At 70.5% G+C, this 16,931-nt stretch carries 13 protein-coding genes, 1 other RNA gene and 1 pseudogene; 7 read left to right on the top strand and 8 right to left on the bottom strand.

The window, feature by feature from the left end:
• Positions 1-48 precede the first annotated feature (48 nt).
• The 5 genes from ABZX61_RS13535 to ABZX61_RS13515 form a co-directional block, all read right to left on the bottom strand.
• The gene (locus ABZX61_RS13535; protein WP_355194307.1) at positions 49-1,269 is read right to left on the bottom strand and encodes a WD40 repeat domain-containing protein; all 1,221 of its coding nucleotides are present in this window, start codon (positions 1,267-1,269) and stop codon (positions 49-51) included.
• A gap of 605 nt (positions 1,270-1,874) precedes the next feature.
• Positions 1,875-2,262: RNase P RNA component class A (gene rnpB / locus ABZX61_RS13530), an RNA gene on the bottom strand.
• A 36-nt stretch (positions 2,263-2,298) separates the two neighbouring features.
• Entirely contained in the window at positions 2,299-3,618 is a 1,320-nt protein-coding gene (locus tag ABZX61_RS13525; protein WP_355194305.1) for a bifunctional RNase H/acid phosphatase, read from the bottom strand.
• Complete coding sequence (locus ABZX61_RS13520; RefSeq protein ID WP_355194303.1) at positions 3,615-4,355, bottom strand: C4-type zinc ribbon domain-containing protein; 741 nt, start codon at positions 4,353-4,355, stop codon at positions 3,615-3,617. Before ABZX61_RS13520 ends, ABZX61_RS13525 begins: the two co-directional genes overlap by 4 nt.
• A 2-nt stretch (positions 4,356-4,357) precedes the next feature.
• On the bottom strand, positions 4,358-5,158 hold the full coding sequence (locus ABZX61_RS13515; RefSeq protein WP_355194301.1) for a Nif3-like dinuclear metal center hexameric protein: 801 nt from the start codon (positions 5,156-5,158) through the stop codon (positions 4,358-4,360).
• A gap of 95 nt (positions 5,159-5,253) precedes the next feature.
• Here ABZX61_RS13515 and ABZX61_RS13510 point away from each other — a divergent pair, with 95 nt between their 5' ends.
• The 7 genes and pseudogenes from ABZX61_RS13510 (at position 5,254) to ABZX61_RS13480 (ending at position 13,205) form a co-directional block, all read left to right on the top strand.
• Positions 5,254-6,699: an NAD(P)/FAD-dependent oxidoreductase gene (locus ABZX61_RS13510; RefSeq protein ID WP_355194299.1), complete on the top strand. Its 1,446-nt coding sequence runs from the start codon at positions 5,254-5,256 to the stop codon at positions 6,697-6,699.
• Positions 6,700-6,950: 251 nt separating this feature from the next.
• On the top strand, positions 6,951-7,700 hold the full coding sequence (locus ABZX61_RS13505; protein ID WP_355194297.1) for a GNAT family N-acetyltransferase: 750 nt from the start codon (positions 6,951-6,953) through the stop codon (positions 7,698-7,700).
• Between the two features lie 66 nt (positions 7,701-7,766).
• Entirely contained in the window at positions 7,767-9,197 is a 1,431-nt protein-coding gene (locus ABZX61_RS13500; protein ID WP_350722954.1) for an Nramp family divalent metal transporter, read from the top strand.
• Between the two features lie 65 nt (positions 9,198-9,262).
• A pseudogene (locus tag ABZX61_RS13495) lies at positions 9,263-10,156 on the top strand (zinc-binding dehydrogenase); the annotation flags it as partial.
• Positions 10,157-10,168: 12 nt separating this feature from the next.
• Positions 10,169-11,062, top strand: a complete 894-nt coding sequence (locus tag ABZX61_RS13490) for an NADP-dependent oxidoreductase (protein WP_355195167.1) — start codon at positions 10,169-10,171, stop codon at positions 11,060-11,062.
• Between the two features lie 17 nt (positions 11,063-11,079).
• A complete protein-coding gene (locus ABZX61_RS13485) occupies positions 11,080-12,048 on the top strand; it encodes a YafY family protein (protein ID WP_355194295.1) in 969 nt (322 codons plus the stop codon).
• Between the two features lie 35 nt (positions 12,049-12,083).
• Positions 12,084-13,205, top strand: a complete 1,122-nt coding sequence (locus ABZX61_RS13480; RefSeq protein ID WP_355194293.1) for a C45 family peptidase — start codon at positions 12,084-12,086, stop codon at positions 13,203-13,205.
• Here ABZX61_RS13480 and ABZX61_RS13475 read toward each other — a convergent pair.
• The 3 genes from ABZX61_RS13475 to ABZX61_RS13465 form a co-directional block, all read right to left on the bottom strand.
• A complete protein-coding gene (locus tag ABZX61_RS13475) occupies positions 13,187-14,674 on the bottom strand; it encodes an AMP-binding protein (protein ID WP_355194291.1) in 1,488 nt (495 codons plus the stop codon). The two genes, ABZX61_RS13480 and ABZX61_RS13475, sit on opposite strands and share 19 nt — an antisense overlap.
• 68 nt (positions 14,675-14,742) lie before the next feature.
• The gene (locus tag ABZX61_RS13470) at positions 14,743-15,759 is read right to left on the bottom strand and encodes an acyl-CoA dehydrogenase family protein (protein ID WP_355194289.1); all 1,017 of its coding nucleotides are present in this window, start codon (positions 15,757-15,759) and stop codon (positions 14,743-14,745) included.
• A complete protein-coding gene (locus ABZX61_RS13465; protein ID WP_355194287.1) occupies positions 15,756-16,922 on the bottom strand; it encodes an acyl-CoA dehydrogenase family protein in 1,167 nt (388 codons plus the stop codon). Before ABZX61_RS13465 ends, ABZX61_RS13470 begins: the two co-directional genes overlap by 4 nt.
• Positions 16,923-16,931 lie beyond the last annotated feature (9 nt).

Below are 16,931 nucleotides of genomic sequence, written 5' to 3'. Positions count from 1 at the left end.
CTTCGGACCCCGCCGAGCTCCGTCAGCGTCCTGTAGTCCTGCTAAGCGCTATCGGGCGAGCACGCCATCGCAGGGCCGGAAGTCTCCGTCTCCGTCGGCGTATGCAGAGCCTTGCCCGTCGGTGTAGCGATCCCAAAACTCGCGAGGAATCACGTATTCCCCTCGACGACAAACGCTCTTGAGCGGATCCTGGCCCACGTGCGAAAGATCCCAGACCCGGGGGCCACTCCACGCGCTGCCCATCACCGCGGTCCGCCCGTCGTCGCTGAGGGCTACCGCATGCACGGCACGAACCCCCGTCTTCAGGGCTGCCAACCTCACAGGTCTCGACGGCTCTGACAGATCCCACAGGATGGCACGCCCCCGATAATCGGCGGTAAGCACCAGGTCCCCCTTGCGTGCCATGGCAACGGCGAACACGTCATGAAATTCCCCGCCCATCGTCGCTACCCGCACAGGCTTCGTGCGGTCGCTGAGGTCCCAGACCTCCGCCGCATTTCCGGTGCCGAACACGGCTCTGCGTCCGTCAGGGCTGAGCGCGACGGATTCCTCCCCTTGATCATCGGCATAGAGCTCGGCCGGATGGGCCAGATCCGTCAGATCCCAGACAAGGAAACCCTCGCCTCCAACCACCACCGCCGTCTTGCCATCGGCACTGATGGCGATGTTGTAGAGAAAATCGCCGGGCACCTTCAGTGTCGATCGGCGGGCCGGATGGGACAGACGCCTGAAGTCCCATACCTCCACTATCACAATATTTAGATCGTCGCTCAAATCGTCATATGCGATCAAGGCAGTCGTCCCATCGCGAGACAGGACGATCTCATCGAAGGACTCTCCGAGCGGCAGGAATACCACCTTGCGTGGGCGTTTCCGCTCACCGAGATCCCACAGGGTCACGCCGTCGAAATCCTCGGCTGTCACAACAGCGCGCCCGTCTGCCGACATTGCCATTTGGTCGACCGAGGAGACTTTGAAATCAGGCACACTCACGTCTGGGCGCTCCTCGCGCAGATCCCACCGATGCACCTTCTCATCAAGGGGGCGGGCGAGGACGAAGGACCCGTCCGATGCGATCGCCACGTCATCGGATCGACTGACGTCAGTGAGATCGGCAAGTCCTTCGTTCGCGAGGGTGTTAGCCAGTGCTTCCACCGTCTGAGCGTCGGCGTGCAGGCGTACGGCTGCCGCGCCGAGTAATCGGGCGTCCCCCGCATCGACTTCGCGTAGTTCCACTCCTTTGAGCGCCAGCCTCTGCGCCAACGCCACGCGCTCAGCGTCACGCCGCCCGCCTGCCTCGACCGCGAGACTCCATGCGGAGACGGCTAAGACGACCAAGAGGGCAAGAAACCACCGTGTCCGGTCGGTGTGTGGGGGATACACGTGTGCTCCGTTCGGGGGACGATCCACGCCAGATCAAACCACGTCCGGACAAATAGAGGGGGTAAATGTGGCCGCATTGCCGAAGTGGAGCTTCGCTATGGGCCCTTCGAATTCCTGCCGGACTCAGCCAACCACCGGATCGAGCGTGAATTCCATCAGGATTCGTCGGCTCCGGAGACTTGGCCTACGGAGAGGAGACGGCGCAGATGGTTTCCCAAGTGGCTCCTGGAAGTCGCCGGGAAAACGGTCCGTGTAGCAAGCAGAATACTGATTCGTTCCGCGACTTCAATACGGGTATGACCGCGGTCAACCAACAGGTAGTCGTGGCGAAGAGCCGAGTGGCTCGGCCACGAGTCGATCACAACCACCGTAGACCTGTACGGCCACCTCGTCCCCGAAGCTTCTGCCAGGGCCGGAGAGGTTGGACCATCACTGAACGTGCCCCTGGCCTTGGGGCATCCCCGTTCCCTCCCAGGTCAGAGAGGGATTGGGTGACGAGTCGGCCTGTAGGCCGGGTTCTGTCCTTCGTGAGAAGGGGCGACCATCCATCTAGGGCCGCCGTTGCCGGCGGCCTCGAGCGGTCTACCCGCGCGGCTCGGGCGGGCAGCCCTCGAACGTCGCGCGCGGGACGCTCCGGAGAGCGTCCCTTCTTGACCTTGCTCCGGGTGGGGTTTACCTAGCCGCCCACGTCACCGTGGGCGCTGGTGGTCTCTTACACCACCCTTTCACCCTTACCTCCCGTCAACCAGGAGGCGGTCTGCTTTCTGTGGCACTGTCCCGCGGGTCACCCCGGGTCGGTGTTACCGACCACCCTGCCCTGTGGAGCCCGGACCTTCCTCGGCGGGCCGGATGGCCCGACGCGGTCGCCCGGCCGACTCGTCTGCAGCACTTTATCAAGCTCCGCGGCGTTCCCGGTCAACGGCGCAGGTGTGAGGTGTCGTTGAACGACTTCACCACGGCCGGGCCGTCCGCGTAGTACTCGATCAGCGACAGGCAGGCCACGTCGAGGTGCATCCGGTAGAGGGACTCCAGCGGGGCCATCAGGGCCAGCCGCAGCAGCATCTTGATGGGTGTGACGTGGGAGACCGCGAGGACGGTCTTGCCCTCGTAGCGCTCCACCAGCCGCTCCCCCGCCGCCTGGACGCGGCGGGCGACCGTGGCGAAGCTCTCGCCGCCGGGCGGCGCGGTCTCCGGGTCGGCGAGCCAGGTGGAGAGCTCGGCGGGCCAGCGGCGCTGGACCTCCGTGAACGTGTGGCCCTCCCAGTCGCCGAAATCGAGCTCCCTGAGGTCCTCGTCCACCTCGACGTCGAGCCCGGTCCGCCGGGCGACCGCCTCCGCGGTCTGCCTGGCGCGCTTGAGGGGCGAGCTGACGATCACATCCAGCCGGTACGGCTCGCGCGACAGCCGTTCGGCGGCCGCCGCGGCCTGGGCCAGGCCGTTGGCTGTGAGCTCGGCGTCGCCCCTGCCCGAGAACCTGCGCTCCACGGACAGCGCGGTCTCGCCGTGCCTGAGCAGGAGCAAGGACGTGGCCACGCGGGTGGGCGGGGCCCAGCCGGTGCCCTTGGCGGGCGCCTTGGCCGTGCGTTGCTGGGCCGCGGCGGTGGAGGCGGTTGGGGCGGATATTTCGGAGATGGTGCCCGTGGTGCCGATAGTGCCTATGTCGAGGAGGTCTGTCTGCTGGGCGATGACAGGCGGTGTGGTGGTGGGCGCCGTGGTGCGGGCCGTGGTGCGGGTCGTGGAGGGCTCTCCCGCTCCCGCTGCGGTCGGGGGCTCTTCCTGTAGCTCCGGTTGGGTGGTGCCGCCGGCCTTCCAGGTCAGGCCCTTGGCGGCCGCGTCCATGGCCTCGTTGGCCAGGCGGTCGGCGTGCTTGTTGCGCTCGCGGGGGATCCAGGTCCACTCCGTCACCCGCAGCCGCCTGACCAGGGATCCGGCTTCCATCGCGAGCGGCCGCAGCCCCTCGTTCTTGATCTTCCAGCGGCCCGCCATCTGCTCGATGACCAGCTTCGAGTCCATCCGGACGGCCACCGGCGCGCCCTCGCCGCCGAGCCGGAGCACGGCCTGCAGGCCGGCGATCAGGCCGCGGTATTCGGCGACGTTGTTGGTCGTGACGCCGATGGCCTCGGCCGCCTCCGCCAGCACCTGGCCGTCGGAGGCGTCCATGACCACCGCGCCATAGCCGGCGGGCCCCGGGTTGCCGCGGGAGCCGCCGTCCGCCTCGATGACGTAGGAGGTCACAGGCCTGACTCTGCCGTACGTACGAGGATACGCCGGCACTCCTCACAACGGAGGACGTCGTCGTGGGGCGCGGCCTTGATGCGGTTCATCTCGGCGATGGACAGGGCCACCTTGCACCCCTGACACCGGCCGCCCCGCAGCATCGCGGCGCCCACGCCGTACTGGTCCTTGAGCTTCTCGTAGAGCGCCAGCAGGTCGGCGGGGATCTCGCCGGAGACGCCGCCCCGGCGGCCCTTGACCTCCGAAGCCTCCTTGTCGATCCCCTGGAGCCCCTCGTCGCGGCGGGCCTCGGCGGTGGACAGGGCGGCGGCGAGCTCGTCACGCTGCGCGATCAGGTCGGTGACCTTGGTGTCGGCGGCCTCCCTGCGCTCCATGATCTCCAGCACGACCTCTTCCAGGTCGCCCTGGCGCTTCTGCAGCGAGGCGATCTCGGACTGCAGGCTGGAAAGGTCGCGCGGCGAGGTCACGGCGCCGGAGTCGAGGCGCTTCTGGTCACGGTCGGCACGCGTGCGCACGGCGTCGACGTCGCTCTCCGCCTTGGCCTGCTCGCGGGCCAGGTCGCCCGCCTCGGTCTCGGCCTCGATCACCTGGGTGGCGACCTTGGCGAACAACTTCGACCGCTCGTCGATCTCGGCCAGCTCGGGCAGGGTGCGGCGGCGGTGGGCCAGCCGATCAATCACGGAGTCGAGCTCTGCCAGGTCGAGCAGTCTCTTCTGTGCCTCAGGGGCTGCTTTCATGATCAATATCCTTTTGTCCAAGCATCGGTGACCGTGGCGGAGACGCGCGTTTCAACGGTAACGCCACTCGAGTGCAGGATGGACGCCGCGCTGTCCAGCCAGGGCCACTCGGTCGCCCAGTGCGCGGCGTCGATGAGCGCGGGCCCGCCCGACTCCACGAACTCACTCGCCGGATGATGCCGCAGATCCGCCGTCAGGAACACATCGACCTCGGCCGCCTTGGCCGTGCCGAGCAGGGAGTCGCCGGCGCCGCCGCTGACCGCGACGCGGGTGACGGGCCGGTCGAGGTCGCCTGCCACGCGGATCCCCCAGGACGTACGGGGCAGGCCTTTGGACGCCTGCGCCGCGAAGTCGCCCAGCGTCATCGCCGAGGGCAGCTCGCCGATGCGGCCCAGACCCCGCCACGGGTCATCCGGGAACGGCTGGAGCGGCACCAGGTCGCCTACCAGACCCACGGCCCTGGCCAGGGCGTCCGACACGCCGGGGTTGGCCACGTCGGCGTTCGTGTGGGCGGTGTAAAGCGATATGTCGTTCTTTATCAGGGTGTGGATCAGGCGGCCCTTCGGCGTGGTCGCGGCCACGCTGGTGGTGCCGCGCAAGTACAGGGGGTGATGGGTGACCATCAGGTCGGCCCGCCACTCCAGGGCCTCCTCGGCCACGGCCGCCACCGGGTCGACCGCGAACAGCACCCGGCGCACCTCCTGCGCCGGATCCCCGCAGACCAGCCCCACGGCGTCCCACGACTCGGCCCGGGCGGGCGGGTAGGCCGCCTCGAGCACCCCGATCACGTTCTTCAACGACACAGCAGCCACCTGCGCAGACTATCGGCACGGGAGAGGGTGTCGGTGGAACGGCGTTCGGCGTAATGTAAGTGAATCCTGACCTGCGGAGGGGCGGCATGTCACCAAGCGTCGCGATCGTCGGAGCGGGGTTCGGCGGGCTGTGCATGGCGATCCGGCTCGAACGGGCCGGGATCCGCTCGTACGCGGTCTTCGAGAGGGCGGACGACCTCGGGGGCACCTGGCGCGACAACAGCTACCCCGGAGCGGGGTGCGACATTCCCTCGCATCTTTACTCGTACTCATTCGAGAAGTACGCGAGCTGGACCCGCCGTTACCCAGAACAGCCCGAAATTCTTGGATATCTTGAACATTGCGCCGATAAATACGACGTCAGGCGAAAAATCCGGTTCGGCGCGGAAGTCCAGCACGCCGATTTCGACGGCACCAGGTGGCAGGTGACGAGCGGCGACCGCACCGAGCCGTTCGACATGGTCGTCACCGGCGCGGGCCAGCTCAACCGCCCCCACCTACCCGATATTCCGGGAATGCCGGACTTCGGGGGCGTCTCCTTCCACTCCGCCCGCTGGAACCACACCCACGACCTCACCGGCCGCCGCGTCGCCGTGATCGGGAACGGGTCGTCGGCGGCCCAGCTCATCCCGCGCATCGCGGAGCAGGTCGAGCGCCTGTACGTCTTCCAGCGCACCCCGAACTGGGTCATCCCCAAGCCGGACACCACCTTCGGACCGCTGGCCAGGCTGGGATTCCACTACGTACCCGGCCTCCAGCGTGCCTACCGCGAGTGGCTCTACCGGTACGCCGAGGCCACCCTCTATCCCGCGCTCGCCCAGGGCTGGAGCGCGGACCTGCTCAGGAAACGCGCCCTGCGGCACCTGCACGACCAGGTGCCCGACCCGGCGCTGCGGGCCAAGCTCACGCCCGACTACCCGCCGGGCTGCAAGCGGGTCGTCATCGACAGCGCCTTCTATCCCGCGCTGACCAGGCCCAACGTCGACGTGGTGACGGACAGGATCGTACGGATCACGCCCACAGGCGTCGAGACCACCGAGGGCCCGCACGAGGTGGACACGATCGTCTACGCCACCGGCTTCCGGACCACCGAGTTCCTGGCCCCGATGGAGATCACCGGGCGCGACGGGCGCACGCTGGAGGAGCAGTGGAAGGGAGGGCCCGAGGCGTACCTGGGGATCTCCGTGCCGAATTTCCCCAACCTCTTCCTCCTGTACGGCCCCAACACCAACCTCGGCCACAACTCCATCGTCTTCATGATCGAGTGTCAGGTGGAGCACATCATGTCCTGCCTGCCGCACCTGTCCGCCAACGGGCCGATCGAGGTGCGGCCCGAGGTGATGGCGGCCTGGCGCGGGCAGCTCGACGCGGCGATGGCGCGGATGGTGTGGGGCGGCGGCTGCCGGAGCTGGTACAAGACGGCCGAGGGCCGCGTGACGAACAACTGGCCGGGCCCCACCACCCTCTACCGCCGCCTCACCGCCAGGCCCCCGGCCCCCGCCTACCGCCCCGTCGGCCCGAGGACGCCGTAGCCGCGACAGTGCGGGCCCGGATCCGAGGCCCCGGATCCGAGGCCCCGGGTCCCCACCGACGCCTGACGCCTGACGCCGAGCACGCGGTACCGCGGAGCGCGCCGCGCCGTGGAACGACGATCCGCCGGCGATCCCGCCGGGGACGTCCGGCGGGGCCGCGCGGGCGTGCGTAAGGAGACGTCCGGCCGGGACTCGCGGGCGTGCGTAAGGGGACGTCCGGTGGGGACTCGCGGGCGTGCGTAAATGGAGGGGTGAACGGTGGTGTGAAGATCAGGGAGTTGCGGCAGATCGACGAGTTCGAGGAGGTCTGCCGGCTCTTCGACGACATCTGGCACCCGGCGCCGCACAACCCGCCCGTGACGATGGAGCTGATGATCGGGTTCGCGCACACGGGCAACTACGTGGCGGGCGCGTACGACGAGGGCGGCACGCTCGTGGGCGCCTCGGTCGGGTTCAGGGCGGCGGAGCGGACGCTGCACTCGCACGTGACCGGCGCGGTCATCGGCAGGGGCATCGGCCACGCGCTCAAGTCGCACCAGCGCGAGTGGTGCCTGGGTCAGGGGCTGGAACGGATCACCTGGACGTTCGACCCCCTCGTACGCAGGAACGCGCGGTTCAACCTGGTCAAGCTGGGCGCCATGCCGGAGGAGTACCTGGAGGACTTCTACGGGAAGATGGCCGACGCGATCAACGAGGGTGACGCGTCCGACCGGCTGCTGGCCGCGTGGCGCCTCACAGAAACGGCGAAATCCGGCGAACCGCCCGCCGCCGAGGCGCTCCTGTCGGACGAGAACGGATGGCCCGTGGCCAAGGAGGCGCGGGGCGGCACGGTGCTCGTGGGGACGCCGGCGGACGTCGAGCGGCTGCGGCGCGAGAACCCGGCGGCGGCCGCGGCGTGGCGGCTGGCCGTGCGTGACGCGCTCGGCCGGCGTATGAAAGCGGGCTGGCGTGTCGTGGGTTTCACCGAACGCGGAGAATACGTGGTCAAGCAGGCTAACTAGGTATTCCACCAGAGTTTGCGGTCTCTGTAATGTGGCGGCTAGGCAACGCTTAGCAAGGAGATTCGCATGGCGGAGTTCACCCCGACCGTTCCCGCGCGAGTCCTACCGTCCGTCACCGTCCGCGACCTGCCCGACCCTCCCCGATCGACCTGGCGCATCATCGGCCCGGGGCTGGTCGGCGCGGGTGTGGGGCTGGCGTCGGGCGAATTCATTCTCTGGCCGTACATCGCCTCCCAAGTCGGGCTCATTTTCGTCTGGGGAGCCGCGATCGGCATCATCACGCAGTGGTTCCTGAACATGGAGATCGAGCGTTACACGCTGGCCACCGGTGAGACCGCGCTCACCGGATTCAGCCGGATGTGGAAACACTGGGGCCTGGTCTTCGTGGTGATGACGCTCTGCTCGAACCTCTGGCCCGGCTGGGTCACCACGTCCGCGACGATGGTGACGTACCTGACCGGGTCGGGCGCGGGCAGCGTGCGGTGGATCGCGATCGGCATGCTCGTCGTGATCGCGCTCGGCCTGACGCTGGCGCCGGTGATCTACACCGCGCTCGAACGGGTCATCTTCGTGAAGATCATCCTGGTGGCCACGCTGATCCTGGTCGCCGTCCTGTTCGCGATCAACGCGGAGAGCTGGGTCCAGCTGGGCAAGGGCCTGACCGTCGACGCCCGGATCCCGGTGCCGCCGCTGGAGTTCTCGCTGCTGATGGGCGCCATCGCCTACGCCGGCGCGGGCGGCGGCCAGAACCTCTGTCAGAGCAACTGGATCCGCGACAAGGGCTTCGGTATGGGCCAGTACGTGCCGCGCCTGGTCAGCCCGGTGACCGGCCAGGAGGAGGCGGCCGCCTCGACCGGCTTCCAGTTCGCACCCACCAAGGAGAACCTGGCGCGCTGGCGGCAGTGGTGGCGCTTCGCGAACATCGAGCAGGCCTGGACCTTCGCCGTGGTGTCGTTCCTGACGATCGCGTTCATGTCGATGCTGGCCTACTCCACCGTGTTCGGCCGGGAGGGGCTGGCCAACGGCATCCAGTTCCTCAAGGTCGAGGGCGAGGTGCTGCAGGAGGTCGTCGGGCCCTGGTTCGGCGTGCTGTTCTGGGTGATCGGGGCGCTGGCGCTGTTCGCCTCCGCCATGGGCATCGTCGACTACACCTCGCGGCTGGCCTCCGACACGATCAAGACGGTCTACCTGCGTGACAAGCCCGTCTCGGTGAACCGCGTCTACTTCTACACCGTCTGGGCGATGGCGCTGATCGGGATCGCCTTCCTGCTGGCGGGCTTCGACCAGCCGCTCATCCTGCTGGTGCTCTCGGCGTGCTTCGCGGCCGTGATGATGTTCGTGTACTCGATCCTGCTGATCATCCTCAACCGGCGGTCGCTGCCCGAGCCCATCAAGGTGCGCTCGTACCGGCTCGGCGCGCTGATCTGGTCGGTGGCGTTCTTCGGCACGCTGACCGTGATGGTCCTCATCCAGCAGGCGGACAAGCTGTTCGGCTGATCGTCAGGGAGTGACCTGCCCCGGAAGTTGACCTCAACCTCGCTTGAGGTTACAGACTCGGCCGCATGAACGTGATCGAGGTGACGAGGTTCGGCGGTCCCGAGGTGCTGGAGGTCCGGCAGGCGCCGGAGCCGGAGGCCGGCCCGGGGCAGGTGCTCATCGGCGTGTCGGTGGTGGACGTGATGTCGCTCGACGCGCAGTTGCGGGCCGGGTGGGGACGGGAGTGGTTCCCCGGCGAGCCGCCGTTCGTGCCCGGCACCGGCGTGGCCGGGCGGGTGCTGTCGGTGGGCGACGGGGTGGACGGCGCGTGGGCGGGGCGGCGGGTGGCCGCGTTCCTGCCCGGCGGCGGCGCGTACGCCGAGCGGGTCGTGGCCGACGCCGAGACGGTGGTCCCGGTGCCCGACGAGGTGCCTCTGTGGTGGGCGGCCGCGCTCATCCAGGTCGGGCCCGCGGCCCTGAGCCTGGTGGAGGCGGCCGAGCTGAAGCCGGGGACGCGGGTGCTGGTCACGGGGGCCGGTGGCGCGCTGGGGCTGCCGATCGTGGGGCTGGCGAGTGCGGCGGGAGCCCGGGTGACGGCCGCCGCCCGCGGCGCGGCGAAGCGGGCCGCGGCCCTGGGCATGGGCGCGGCGGAGGCCGTCGGCTACGACGAGCTCGGCGGGCCCTTCGACGTGGTGTTCGACGGGGTCGGCGGGGAGGTCGGCGGCGCCGCGTACGAGCTGGTCGAGCCCGGCGGCACGTTCTTCGCCTACGGCGTGCCCAGCGGCTCGACCGCCCGGATCGAGCCCGAGGCCGCGCGGGTGGTGGGCATGGAGCAGGTCCAGTTCGCCCCGGACGAGTTCCGGCGGCTGGCCGGGCGGGCCCTGGAGCACGACATCCTGACGACCGTCGTGGGGCTGGCCGTGCCGCTGGAACGCGCGCACGAGGCCCACGCCGCCCTGGGGAGCCGCGAGCTGGTCGGCAAGGCGGTCCTGCTGGTCACCGCCCAGGCCGCCCGCTACCGCGCCCACGGCGGTCCGGAGGTGCTGGCGCTGGAGGAGATCCCGCTCCCCCAGCCCGGCCCGGGACAGGTGCGGATCGCGGTCAGGGCGGCCGGGGTCAACCCCATCGACTGGAAAATCCGCCGCGGCCTCATGGGCGCGCCCCTCAGGGAGCCTCAGGGCACCGGGCTCGAACTGGCCGGGACGATCGACGCCCTCGGCCCCGGGGTGACCGGGTGGCGGCTGGGCGACCCGGTGTTCGGGCAGGTCGAGGGAGGCGCCGCCGCCACGCACGCGATCGCGGACGCGGGCCTGCTGGCGGCCAAGCCGGACGATCTGACGTACGAGGAGGCCGCCGCGCTGCCCGTCGCCGTCGAGACGGCCCGGCGGGCGTTGGGCGGGCTGGGCCTGGAAAAGGGCCAGACGCTGCTGATCCACGCGGTCGCGGGCGGCGTCGGGCTGGCCGCCGCGCAGCTCGCCCTCGCCGCGGGCGCCCGGGTCGTCGGGACGGCCGGCGAGCGCCACCACGCATTCCTGCGCGGCCTCGGCGTCCACCCGGTCACGTACGGCGAGGGCTTGGAGGAGCGCCTGCCCGGCCCCGTCGACCGGGTGCTGGACGCCTCCGGCAGAGGCGAGCTGGAGCTGTCGGTGAAGCTGGCCGGCGACCCCGCCAACGTGATCACCATCGCCGACCGGGCCGGCGCGGCCGAGCTCGGCGTGCGCTTCTCGTCCGGCGGCGCGAAGGGGCCGGTGGACCACCAGAACGTACGGATCCCCATCGCGGAGGCGTTCCCCCTGGAGCGGATCGCCGACGCGCACCGGCTCAGCGAGGACGGCCACTTCCTGGGCAAGATCGTGGTGAACACGGAAGGGACCTTGCCGCGATAGCGCGGCACACTGGTCTCATGCTGGAAACCTCGGCCCGCCTGCTGAAGCTCCTGTCCCTGCTCCAAGCCCGCCGGGACTGGACCGGCCCCGAGTTGTCGTCCCGGCTCGGGGTCTCCACCAGGACGATCCGCAACGACGTCGAGCGCCTGCGCACGCTCGGCTACCCCGTGCACGCCACGCCCGGGGTCGCGGGCGGCTACCGGCTGGGCGCCGGAGCCTCGCTGCCGCCGCTGCTGCTCGACGACGAGGAGGCCGTCGCGGTGGCGGTCGGGCTCGGCCGGGCGGCCGGGGGCGGCGTCGAGGGCATCGAGGAGACCTCCGTGCGGGCCCTGGCCAAGCTGGAGCAGGTGCTCCCGTCCCGCCTGCGCCGCCGGGTGAACGCGCTCAACACCTACACCGTGCAAATACCGGGGCAGGTACCGGGCGACGTGCCCGCCGTACCCCCCGAGGTGCTGACCACGATCGCGAACGCGGCCCGCGACCATGAGCGGCTGCGCTTCGACTACACCGGCCACGACGGCGCGACGGCCGTGCGGAACGTGGAGCCGCTCCGCCTGGCGCACCGGCGCGGCCGCTGGTACCTCGTGGGGTACGACGTCGAGCGGCAGGGCTGGCGCACGTTCCGGGTGGACCGGGTGCGCCCGCGCACCCCGGCCGGGCCCAAATTCACCCCGCGCGAGCCGCCGGAGGGCGGCGACGTGGCGGCGTACGTGGAGAAGGGCGTCAACACGGCGACGTGGCGCCACCGGGGCACGGTGCTGGCGCACGCCCCGGCCCACGAGCTGCCCCGCCTGCCGATGGGGCTGGAGGTGGAGCCGGTGGACGAGGTCACCTGCCTGGTCAGGCTGGGCGGCGACGACCCGGACAGCATGGCCAGGTGGATCGGGTTGATGGGCGTGGACTTCGAGGTGCTCGATCCGCCCGAGCTGGCCGAGGCCGTACTGAGGCTCTCCGAGCGCTACCGGCGGGCGGTCAGCGAACGGTAGGGCTCCGGTCAGCGGGCGGCCCCAGGCTCGGCGGCATGAAGAACATGACGCGGGTGGCGGGCGGCAAGGACGATTTCCAGCTCGTGCACCACCTCACGCTCACGGGCAGCCAGTTCGAGATCGGCAAGGCGCTCACCGAGGAGGCCCGCCGGCTGGGCTGGGCCCCCATGCCGGCCGACCCGGCGGTGAACCGGGCCCGCAGGACGTGGTTCGAGCGGCACTGGCCGCAGCACCACGCCCGTATGGACGGCGCGGCGGCGGTCCTCGGCCTCGACCCCGACCAGGACGATCTGGCCCTCGACGGGCTGAACTACGTCCCCGAGGGCACCGGCTGCTCGGCCCTGTGGATCCCGCCGTCGGCCGCCACGGACGGCCACGGCCGGGTGGGCCGCAACTACGACTTCTTCCCGATGACCAGCAGCGAGGTGATGGGCACCGCGCCCAGGCCGGACGAGCTGCCGATGGCCTCACGCCCCTACGTGATCACGACGGTGCCCGACGAGGGGCTGGCCTCCACCGTGATCACCATGTCGGACCTCGACGGCTGCATGGACGGCATCAACTCGGCCGGCCTGGCGGTCGTGCTGCTGGTGGCCGACTTCGAGCACGCCGCGCCGCCGGAGCACGTCGCGCCGCAGGTCGGGGTGGGGAGCGTGCAGCTGCCCAGGTTCCTGGTCGACACCTGCGAGAACGTGGAGCAGGCCAAGCAGGCGCTCCTGGGCGCCAAGCAGTACGACCACGGCACCTCCCTGCACTACCTGGTGGCCGACGCCCACGGGCAGGCGTTCGTGTGGGAGCGCGGCAGGGACGGCAGCGAGCACATCGTCCAGCTCGGCGACGGCCCGCTCTGCGTCACCAACCACCTGCTGCACCGCCACTCCGATCCGATGAACCTGCCCGAGGACACCCCGGGCAGCTTCCGGACGTACGAGCGGCTGCGCACGCTGTACGAGCGCAGCAAGGGCGCCGCCGTGTCACCGCGGGGGCTGCGCGACCACCTGCGCGCGGTCCGGCAGGCCGAGGACCCGGCCCTGCCGTTCCGCACGTTGTGGACGACCGTCTTCGACACCGCCGACCGCACCCTGTCGGCCCGCTTCTACCTGGGAGACGGCCGGGGCTACAGCGAGGAGCTGGTCTTTCACCCCTCCGACAGGTAGTCCTCGCGCACCTTGGAGCGCGACAGCTTGCCCGTGGGCGTGCGCGGCAGCAGGGAGCGGTATTCGATCTCCTTCGGGTGCTTGAACCTGGCGATGCGCGGCCCGCAGTGCTCCAGCAGCTCGGCGGTGAGTCCGGGGCCGGGCGTGACCCCTTCGGCGGGCTGGACGAGGGCCACCACGTGGTGGCCCCACTCCTCGTCCGGCACCCCGATGACGGCCACGTCCGCCACCGCCGGGTGCTCGAGCAGGGCGGCCTCGATCTCGGCGGGGTAGATGTTGACCCCGCCGGAGACGATCAGGTCGGTCCGCCGGTCGCACAGGAACAGGTAGCCGTCCTCGTCCAGGTAGCCGATGTCGCCCGGCGAGTACCACTCCCCCAGCATGCTGGCGGCCGTCTTCGCCGGGTCCTTGCGGTACTCGAACGTGCCCATGGCCGACTTGACGTAGATCAGGCCGGGCTCGCCGGCCGGCAGCTCGGCGCCGTCCTCGTCCACGATCTTGGCCTCGAACGTGGGCACCGGCCGCCCCACCGTGCCGGGCCTGGCCAGCCAGTCGTGCGGCTTGACCGCGAACGCGATCGTCGATTCGGTGGAGCCGTAGTACTCGTACAGCACCGGCCCCCACCAGTCCATGATCTGCTGCTTGACCGCGACGGGGCAGGCGGCGGCGGTGTGGATGACCTGGCGCAGGCTCGACACGTCGTACTTGCCCCTGACCTCCTCCGGCAGCTGCAGCATGCGGTGGAACATGGTCGGCACCATCATCGCGTTGGTGACCCGGTATCGCTCGACGAGCTCCAGGATCGTCACCGGCTCGAACTTCGGGGCGACGACCACGGTGTGCCCGAGGTGCAGCGCGAACTGGGTGTGCGCGCACGGCGCCGAGTGGTACATCGGCGAGGTCACCAGATGGACGTCGTCGCCCGGCCTGAGGTCCACGACCTCGCCGAGGAACCACTGGTAGGCGGGCACCATCTGCTCGGGCGCGACGCCCGGCAGCGGCCGCTGCACGCCCTTGGGGAAGCCGGTGGTGCCGGAGGTGTACCACATGACCGCCCCGGACGTCCGCTCACCGGGCGCGTCGGAGGGCTGCCCCTCGGCCAGCCCCGCCGTGCCGATCTCCCCACCGGGTACGGCGTGGTCGGGCCCGGTGATCACGACCTTGGCGTCGCAGTCGGCCAGGATGTACGCCACCTCGGACGCCGTCAGGTGCCAGTTGATCGGCACGTAGTAGAGCCCGATCTGCGCGGTCGCCATGACCATGACGATGGCGTCGATGCCGTTGGGCAGCACGCCCGCCACCACGTCGCCGGTGCCGAGCCCGCGGGCCCTGAGACCGTGCGACACCTGGTTGACCCGGGCGAGCAGCTCGCCGTAGGACGTCCTCGTGCCGTCGGAGTCGATCACCGCGAGGCGGTCCGGGTCGGCGGCGGCGATGGCGTAGAAGCCGGGCAACTGGCTGACATCCATTTCCGCGTCTGATTGCCGAGCTGCGCTCGGAGTGCTGTGATGGATGTCCTCGCTGCGCTGCGGATCCATCACAGCTCCAGCAGCTGCGCGAGGCGGGCACGGTGGATGCGGGGCGGGCCGAGCAGCACCTCGTCCGCCTTGGCCCGTTTGTAGAACAGATGCGCGTCGTGCTCCCAGGTGAAACCGATGCCGCCGTACAGCAGCAGGTGGTCGCGGGCCACCTCGAAGCAGGCGCGGCCGACGTACGCCTGGGCGAGGGCGGCGGCGCCGGGCAGTTCGTCCGGCGACTCGTCGGCGGCCCAGGCGGCGTACCTGACGATGGACTCGGCCTGTTCGAGCTTGCAGTGCATGTCGGCCAGCTTGTGCTTGACACCCTGGTAGGAGCCGATGTACCGGCCGAAGGCGACGCGGATCTTGGCGTAGGCCACGATGGCGTCCAGCGCCGCCCGCATCACGCCGAGCTGCTCGGCCGCCAGCGCCACGCACAGCCGGTCGCCGACCTCCGGCGCCGGCCCCAGCACGCGGGCGGGAGCGCCCTCCAGGACCACCCGCGCCTGGCCGCGCGTCAGGTCGAGCGTCTCCAGCGGGGTCCTGGTGACGCCGGGCCCGGCCAGCTCGACGGCGACCAGGAGCTCGCCGTCGCCGCCGCGCGCGGGCGCCACCAGCACGTCGGCCTCCATGCCGCTGAGCACCTGCGTCAGCGTGCCGCGCACGGCCCCGCCGTCGAGGTCGACGGGGGCCTGGGCGAGCGTGGCCGTGGTGCGGCCCTCCGCGACGGCGGCGAGCAGCTCCTTGTCGGGAGTGCGGGTCAGGGCGATCGCGGCGAACGCGGTGGCCAGGAACGGCCCGGGCAGCAGGGCCGCGCCCGTCTCCTCCAGCGCGACCGCCAGTTCGGCCAGGCCCGCGCCCGCGCCGCCGTACTCCTCCGGAATGATCAGGCCCGCCAGGCCCAGCTCGCCGTTGAGCCTGGCGTACACCTGCGGGTCGTAGCCGTGCCGCGCCTTGGACAGCGGCGAGGCGGCCCCCAGGAAGGCGCGTACGGCCTCGCGCAGCTGCCGCTGCTCCTCATCGAGTACGAGCTTCACCCCTGCGTCCCCACCTTCAGGTCCTTGAACGGCACGGTCTTGTCCATCCGGGGCTCCGGCGGCAGGTTGAGCACGCGGTCGCCCACGATGTTACGCATGATCTCGTTGGTGCCGCCGCCCAGCGACATGGCCGGGGCCATGGAGATCGCCTGCGCGAGCGGGGAGTCGCCCAGGACGGCCTCCGGGCCGGCGAGCCGCGTGGCCAGGTCTGCCTGGAACATGGTCAGCTCGGCCAGCAGCAGCTTGGCGGCGCTGCCCCGGGCGCCGGGGAAGATCCCCGCCTCGGTCTCCTGGGCCAGCCGCTGGTTGAACAGCGCCAGGGCGCGGCTGCGGATGTGCAGCTCGACCAGCTCGTCGCGGACCAGCGGGTCGCCGGTGTCGACCACCCGGCGCAGCGCCTCCAGCGAGGTCGGGTCCTCCTTCTGGCCGCTCATGCCCACGCCCGCCGAGATCGACAGCCGCTCGTGCAGCAGGGTCGTGACGGCCACGCTCCAGCCGTCGTTGACCTCGCCGACGCGGTGCTCGTCGGGGATGGGGACGTCGTCGAAGAAGATCTCGTTGAAGTTGGACCTGCCGGTCATGTCCTTCAGCGGCCTGACCGTGACCCCGGGGTGGCGCATGTCCACCACGAACATGGTCAGCCCCTTGTGCTTGGGCACCTCCACGTCGGTGCGGGCCAGCAGCAGGCCCCAGTCGGCGTGGTGGGCGACCGAGGTCCACACCTTCTGGCCGTTGACGATCCAGTGGTCGCCGTCGCGCTCGGCCCTCGTCTGCAGGCTGGCCACGTCGCTGCCCGCGCCCGGCTCGGAGAAGAGCTGGCACCAGATCTCCTCGCCGCGCAGCAGCGGCCGGACGAACCGCTCGCGCTGGGCGTCGGTGCCCCGGTCGACCAGCGTGGGCCCGGTCATGCCGAGGCCGATCGAGAAGACGTACGTGGGGAGGGTGAAACCGCGGGCCTCGGCGGCGAACGCGCGCTCCTCCGCCTGCGTCAGCCCCTGGCCGCCCCACTGCCGCGGCCACGTGATGCCGGAGTAGCCGGCGTCGTGGAGCTTGGCCATGAATTCTTTGGCCCGGGCGATCGGGTCTCCCCCGGGCCGGTCGTCCGCCGGGACATTTTCCTGCAGCCAGGTCCTGGCGGACCGCCGATAGTCAGCAAGGTTCACATCGACTCC

Origin of the sequence: Nonomuraea sp. NPDC003709 (assembly GCF_040610775.1) — a bacterium.
Classification (GTDB): Bacteria; Actinomycetota; Actinomycetes; order Streptosporangiales; family Streptosporangiaceae; genus Nonomuraea; species Nonomuraea angiospora_A.
Note: the sequence above shows the minus strand (reverse complement) of the source record. Positions and strands in the feature narration are given on the sequence as shown.